This window comes from Sphingobium sp. HDIP04, from assembly GCF_000445085.1.
In the GTDB taxonomy this organism is placed as follows: domain Bacteria; phylum Pseudomonadota; class Alphaproteobacteria; order Sphingomonadales; family Sphingomonadaceae; genus Sphingobium; species Sphingobium indicum.
Genome location: NZ_ATDO01000061.1, coordinates 1 through 6,330 on the forward strand (window position 1 = coordinate 1; position 6,330 = coordinate 6,330).

A 6,330-nucleotide genomic window follows, 5' to 3' on the forward strand; every position below is an offset into this window, starting at 1 on the left:
CTGCGCGGCGACAACTACGATGGCCGGTTGAGCGGCGACTATGATGGCCGGTAGGATCGGTTGTCTGGTCTGATCGTAGGGAGGGGCGCAGCCCCGACCGGAGAGCGGACCAGACAACCGGTGGCGATCTTTTTCCCCTTCTTTCGGGGGGCAGATCGGGGCTGTGGCGGGCGGTGGTATCGGAACACTCATCGAACAACGAGCGATGGGTTTGCGATGCCGGGCCACCACATTTCCGATCAGCAGGTATTTCTCTTCATGACCCATCGTCGCCAACACACCCAGGCCGTCGCGGCTGCCAAGGCCGGTATCAGCGAACGCAGCGCACGCCGGATCGAGAACGATCCGCAGCTTCCGTCCCAGAAGAAGAAGGAGCGCCACTGGCGCACCCGCGCCGATCCGCTCGAGCCATTCTGGCCACGTATAGAGGAGTTGCTCCAGATCGACGGTATCATTGCCGTCACGGTCTTCGAGACGCTCCAGGACGAGTTCGGCGAGGATGCTGTTCCCGATGCGATACGACGAACACTGGAACGCCGGATCGCCCGCTGGCGGGCACTGCACGGCGGCGAGAAGGAGATCTTCTTCCCGCAGCATCATGAGCCCGGTCGGCAGGGCCTGTCGGATTTCACGGTATGCGACAGTCTCAAGGTCACTGTTGCCGGCGAGACCCTGGCCTATCGCCTCTACCACTTCCGCTTGGCGGCGAGTGGCTGGGAGCATGCGGCTGTCGTGCTGGGCGGGGAGAGCTTTGCCGCCCTTTCGGAGCACCTGCAGGATGCGTTGTGGAAGCTGGGCGGTGCGCCGGCCGAACACCGCAGCGATTCCCTGTCAGCCGCCTACAAAAACCTCAACGCCGATGCGCAGCGGGATTTCACCCGAAGCTATGACGAGCTGTGTCGTCATTACGGCATGCTTGCTACCCGCAACAACCGCGGCGAGGCGCACGAGAACGGATCGATCGAAGGTCCCCATGCCCATCTCAAGCGACGGCTCGATCAGGCCTTACGCCGGCGGGGCAGCCGCGATTTCGTTAGCATCGAGGCCTGGCGCGAGTTCGTTGAGGCGCAGGTCGCCAGACAGAACCGGCGACATGCTGCGCGCATCGATGCAGAACGCAGGGTACTCAAGGCGCTGCCCGCAAGGCGAACCACCGATTTCGCCATGGTCACCGTCGATGTCACCCGCAACGGCACCGTCGCCATCGATCGGGTTACCTATTCGGTGCCTTCCCGCCTCGTCGGACGGCGCCTCAACGCGCATCTCTTTGACGATCGCATCGAGCTCTTCCTCGGTCCAGACAGGGTAATGTCCACGCCGCGTGTGCGGATCAGTCATCCCCACCGGGGGCATAGCATCGATTTCCGGCACATGATCGGTAACCTGCGCCGCAAGCCCGGTGCACTGCGCAACCTCGTCTACCGCGAAGCCCTCTTCCCCGATCACGCCTACCGGCGGGCCTGGCAAGCCTTCGATGCCCAACTCGATGGACGGCAGGCCTGCCGCGATGCCGTCGCGCTGCTCGATATCGCCGCCAGGGGCGACTGTGTCGACGTGCTGGCCCGGCGGATCGATGAGGCTCTCGACAGCGGGCGCTTGCCCGATGTCGATGCGCTCAGGGACGAGTTCCTGCCAACCGCAAGATCGCAGCGCGATGTCGCTATCCCGCCACCCGATCTGCACAGCTACAACAGCCTGATCGCCAGCGGGGAGGTGCACTGATGACCCGCACCAAGGATCAGGCCGCCGCCGTACTGCCTACCCTGCTCAAGGCCTTGCGCCTGCCGAGCATCAACCGCAACTGGAAGCACCTCACCGACACCGCCGATCGCGATGGCTGGCCGGCCGCCAACCTGCTGGCCTCGCTTCTCGAGATCGAGATGGCTGATCGCTCCTCCCGGCGCATCCAGCGCCATCGCGACCAGTCCGGCTTGCCCGCAGGCAAGACCTTCGCCACCTTCGATTTCGACGCCGCCCCCGGCATCCGCAAACCGCACCTCTTGTCCCTCGCCGCCGGTGACGACTGGATCGAGAACGGCGGCAACCTGCTGCTGTTCGGCCAGAGCGGGACCGGCAAGACGCACGCAGTTGCCGCCATTGGCCATGCCCTCATCGACACGGGGCGGCGCGTCCTGTTCTGCTCCACCACCGACATGGTCCAGAAGCTCCAGTCCGCGCGCCGCGACCTCAGCTTGCCCGCCATGCTCGACAAGCTCGACAAGTTCGATCTCATCGTGCTCGACGATCTGTCCTACGTCCGCAAGGACCAGGTCGAAACCAGCGCCTTGTTCGAGCTCATCGCCCACCGCTACGAACGCCACTCGCTCGCCATTACCGCCAACCAGCCATTTTCGGCATGGGACAACGTCTTCCCTGATCCCGCCATGGCTGTCGCCGCGATCGACCGCCTCGTGCACCACTCGACCATCATCGAGATGAACGGCGAAAGCTACCGCAAGCGTTCCGCCGTCGCCCGCATCAACGCCGGCGATTACGACCCGCCCAATGGCGCCCCGGACCGGCCATCATAATTGTCGCTGGCTTCGCGCTCGGGAGCACCCTTGCTGAGGCAACGGGTAATTGTCGCCAGCGGCAATTACATGCCAACCATCCCATGCGCTTCAAACCCTCGCTTCCGGCCAGCGCCAGCGACAATTACCCAGCGTCGTAATTGTCGCTCGACGGTTGCTCCTCGCAACAGCAAATGGTAGCCAGAATTCACCAACCGGCGCGGCCACCTATCGGCCATCAAAATTGACGCCGACCGGACTCCGTAATCGTCGCGCTACACGTACCAGTCACCGGAGCCGAGCGTGATGCGGCCCTCTGTCATGGAGAAATACAAAAGGCCCCCGCTCCGCGATGGAAGCGAGGGCCTCTTGAAGCAACGACTGGACGGTGCTCAGCTTGCAAAGGCGTGCTCTGCGGAGGATTGGCCGAGGCCGGCCTCGGCGCCCTGGGCCGGCGCGCCGGCGGTTTCGCCTTCGCCGGGCAGCGGCGGCAGCGCGTCATCGGCCTTGCGCGCCATCTCCGAGGCGAGGTCGCGCCGCCGCGTCGGACGCGACCAGACCACGTTGTAGCTGCCGTCCTCCTGGCGGAACGCGGAAATGTAAAGCGGCGCCGCCAGGCTCGGATCCTCGATCTTCCCGTTGAGGAACGCCTCGCCCGTGCCGTTCGAGAACAGCTCGAACAGCGCCCCAACCTGCACCCACGCCCGCGATGCCGACAGCGCCAGCACCTCGAACTTCGGCGCCTTCGGATTGGCCGAGTGCACCTCGCGCAGCGCAATCGTCATCGCAATCGTCAGCGTCTCGATCTTGCCGACGAAAATACCGCCTTCATTCTGCTTGATCGAACCAATGTTCATGGAAAGTCTCCTGGATGATGGTCTCGAACACTGTGTCCGGGACACCGTCCTTCCTCCCCCTCCTCTCCTCGGCCGTTCGGCCGAGCCAGCGCGCAAGCGCCATAGCCGAGGCCCGCGTCCGCGGCCTCGGGACGATCCGGTCGATCCATGGATCGATCCGAACAGCCCCCGCCTGGTCCCGGCCTGATCAACCCCACCCCCGACGCCAATCGTCGGGCAGCAGATCAGCTGCTCGCCGAAACCCGCTCAATCCGTAGATCCATGGCCTCGCGTCCGATAACGGCGACGAACCGGGAGCCTTCCGGAACGAACCATTGGGTCCGGTAGGCGAGGACGGCGCGCAGGCGCTCGAGCAGGGCCGCTTCATCGCCCAGAAGGAGACGGGTCGCCATTTCCTGCGCATCGAGCAGGAAACGATCGTGCTGCGTATCCCAGCTATCAGCCTCGCGATCGTCGCTGGCGCAAAAGCAGGCGCCGTCGAGCAGATCGACCAGTTCGGCAGGCGTGACGGCCGTGGGTGCCGCCAGGAGAATATTAGCCTCCTCAAAGCTCCAGAAGAGGCCATCGTCATATTCGATGGCGACAGGCGCCGGTATATGAAGCGTTTCAGGGGCGGGGCCAGAAATCGTCAGCACGAGATCCAGTCGCTCGACCGTGCCGCTGTCGATACCGGGAAGGTCCGACCCACCGAGCACAAGCGTCTCGCCCCCCTTGTCGATCTCGAAGCGGAGATCAGTGATCCGGGGAAGCCGGTCATACCAGCCATAGCCCACCATCGCCTCGTCGGATTCGGCGAGCCGTCCCTCATAGCGGCCGTCCTTCGAGAGCGCGAAAGCAGCGCACTGCTCGAGCGGTGGCCCAAAATCATCGATCAGGACGAGATCGTCCGTCGAGGTCAGGTGCTGGCGACCGGACCCGCTATTGTAGTCGGCGACCGCCGGCGTCCATGAGAATAGCTCACCCCGTGCCTCGGGAAGCTGAACATCGAGATCGGCCGCCTCTCACCAGTCCGCGAAGGCCAGACGATGACTGCCGAGCGCCTGGATATGCCGGTAGATGGCGAGGCGGATCGCCGCGCGCAGGCTCTGCAGCGCGCCATTCTCGACCATCTCCTTGCGGGCCGGGAGTACGAGCTGCAATTCCGGAGCATCGACGATGTCGATCTTGGCCGCCCAGTGGCGATCCTTTTCCGCGACCGTTGGAAGGAGCGACGCGACAGTCACGCCATGGAAGTTGATGCTCGGGCTGAAATGCCGGTGAAGATAGTTGCGATAGATGCCGATGCGGACGCCGTCCTGCTCGATGATCGTCTCTGCGCCCTTCAGCCAGTCCTCGCGGAGTAGATCCTGGCCGTCGAGCCGAACCGGAAGCGGGCAATAACGCGCGGCGCTTTGTGCAATAGTCTCGAGTGACTTGAGCCATTGCGCGTCAATCGGCACCCGGATCTCGGTTCCGAACGGGTGGGTGCAGGGCGCAACGGCGATGGGCGCGCCGGACTCCCAATCGCCTGAAGCGATGCGGATCGACCAGCCCTCGCCAGTCGAGCGCGGGCAGGAGCGAATCTCGACATCGCGACCGGCAAGGCTGAACACGCCCATGCCGGCAGGATCCTCCCGCCGCGCGATCTCGTCACCCCAACCCGACCGACCGAGGGCGAGAATGACCGATGGATCCTCGATCCCGGCGCCATCGTCGGCAATGGCGAGAAACGCAGTCCCATCGGCGTCGATGACCTTGAGGTCGACCGCGCTCGCACCCGCCCGGCGTGCGTTCTGGATAAGCTCGGAGAGAATATCGCCGAGCGTGTTATTGAAGAGGCGGGTGACTCTGGTGACGGCGGCAGGATCGACCTGGCTGTTGATCGTGGCGGGAAGGGACATCTGGGGCTCCTCGACAAGTGGAAATTCTCCGCCTGCAGTCCCCCTCCCCTTTTCCCGGACCGCCGAAGGGCGCGATCGAAGCCCTCAATAATCCTCGGCGAGCATGATCGTGAGCACGCGCCGCGTGAGCGATGCGTCCGCTGGATCTTCCGATCCGAATTCGAGGGCGGGATCATAATAGTCGATCTTGAAGAAGATGCGTTCGCCCCGAAGATCGAAGGCGCCGAAGTCTCGTTCCGGGCCGTCGCCGGGGCCAAAGTCATACCGGCGGACGGCGGCGAGGAGTTCAGCCTGGGCAATGATTTCACGAACCGCGTCTTCTTCGCCTGCGAGACGAGCGAGGCAGGCGCGGGTCACGACAAGGCGAGCGGTCGGATCGAAACCCTGGCGGCAACGGTCGTTCAAACGGGCGATCTGTTCTGTAACGGAGATGGTCATGCTGCCTCCTTCAGGCCGGCGTTGAACTGCTCGAGCCACTCCGCCATGGCCGGACGGTCGGGGAGCGGGACATGGGCCGCCACATCCTGGAACCGGATGAGGTCGGCAGGCGCGTCGTGGATGATCGCGTCGATGTCGGCGGCCGGCAGCAACTCTTCGGCGCGGATGAAATCGGTCATGCGCCCGGGCCGCGTGCGCGTCGAGCGGCGCCACAGGCCTTCGACGGTCCTGAGACGCGGGGCCGCTCTCGCCTCGACCAGCACGATGAGGCGCAGACACCAGGACGGAAGGGCGCGAACTTCGTCCGGCTTCATCGCCCCGCAGATGAAGCAGCTCGATTTTGGCGGGACGGGAAGCTGAGCGGCTTCGATCCGGGCGATGCAGGCCGCGCGATCCCAGCCCCATTCGCGCAGTGGGTAGCGGCATTCGAAAAGATCGCTCGTGATGGTCGAGGCATGGGTATAGCGCCGCGTGTCAGCCGGCGATGCGTCGTAGCCGATAAGGCGAACGACCTTCTGGCCGCGCGCCCAGGCGTCCTTGGCCGGTTCCCACTGCTTGAGAAAGGCGTCCTGCGGGGCGACCTTCCATTTGAGCGAGCATTAGGTCTGGACGGGCCTGTCTCCTTTGCCTCACAAAGCCCGCATT

Annotated in this window: 6 protein-coding genes and 1 pseudogene; 2 read left to right on the forward strand and 5 right to left on the reverse strand. The window is 64.5% G+C overall.

Annotated features, from left to right (window positions below):
* Positions 1-216 precede the first annotated feature (216 nt).
* Together istA and istB are read left to right on the forward strand one after the other, a co-directional pair.
* Positions 217-1,722 (forward strand): IS21 family transposase, encoded by a 1,506-nt coding sequence (gene istA, locus L286_RS30600; protein WP_020818759.1) that lies wholly within the window; start codon positions 217-219, stop codon positions 1,720-1,722.
* Entirely contained in the window at positions 1,722-2,531 is an 810-nt protein-coding gene (gene istB / locus L286_RS30605) for an IS21-like element helper ATPase IstB (RefSeq protein ID WP_020818758.1), read from the forward strand. The genes istA and istB overlap by 1 nt, the downstream gene beginning before the upstream one ends.
* Before the next feature lie 371 nt (positions 2,532-2,902).
* On the opposite strand, the gene L286_RS30610 is transcribed toward istB, so the two are convergent.
* From L286_RS30610 to L286_RS49225, 5 genes and pseudogenes are all read right to left on the reverse strand, one after another.
* Positions 2,903-3,367, reverse strand: a complete 465-nt coding sequence (locus L286_RS30610) for a DUF736 domain-containing protein (RefSeq protein WP_020818775.1) — start codon at positions 3,365-3,367, stop codon at positions 2,903-2,905.
* A 224-nt stretch (positions 3,368-3,591) separates the two neighbouring features.
* On the reverse strand, positions 3,592-4,143 hold the full coding sequence (locus L286_RS49215) for a hypothetical protein (protein WP_020818776.1): 552 nt from the start codon (positions 4,141-4,143) through the stop codon (positions 3,592-3,594).
* A gap of 225 nt (positions 4,144-4,368) precedes the next feature.
* Positions 4,369-5,247: an ATP-binding protein gene (locus L286_RS49220; protein WP_020818777.1), complete on the reverse strand. Its 879-nt coding sequence runs from the start codon at positions 5,245-5,247 to the stop codon at positions 4,369-4,371.
* Positions 5,248-5,331: 84 nt separating this feature from the next.
* Positions 5,332-5,685, reverse strand: a complete 354-nt coding sequence (locus L286_RS30620) for a DUF3768 domain-containing protein (RefSeq protein WP_020818778.1) — start codon at positions 5,683-5,685, stop codon at positions 5,332-5,334.
* Positions 5,682-6,284, reverse strand: a pseudogene (locus tag L286_RS49225) (hypothetical protein); the annotation flags it as partial. The gene L286_RS30620 and the pseudogene L286_RS49225, both read right to left, overlap by 4 nt.
* Positions 6,285-6,330 lie beyond the last annotated feature (46 nt).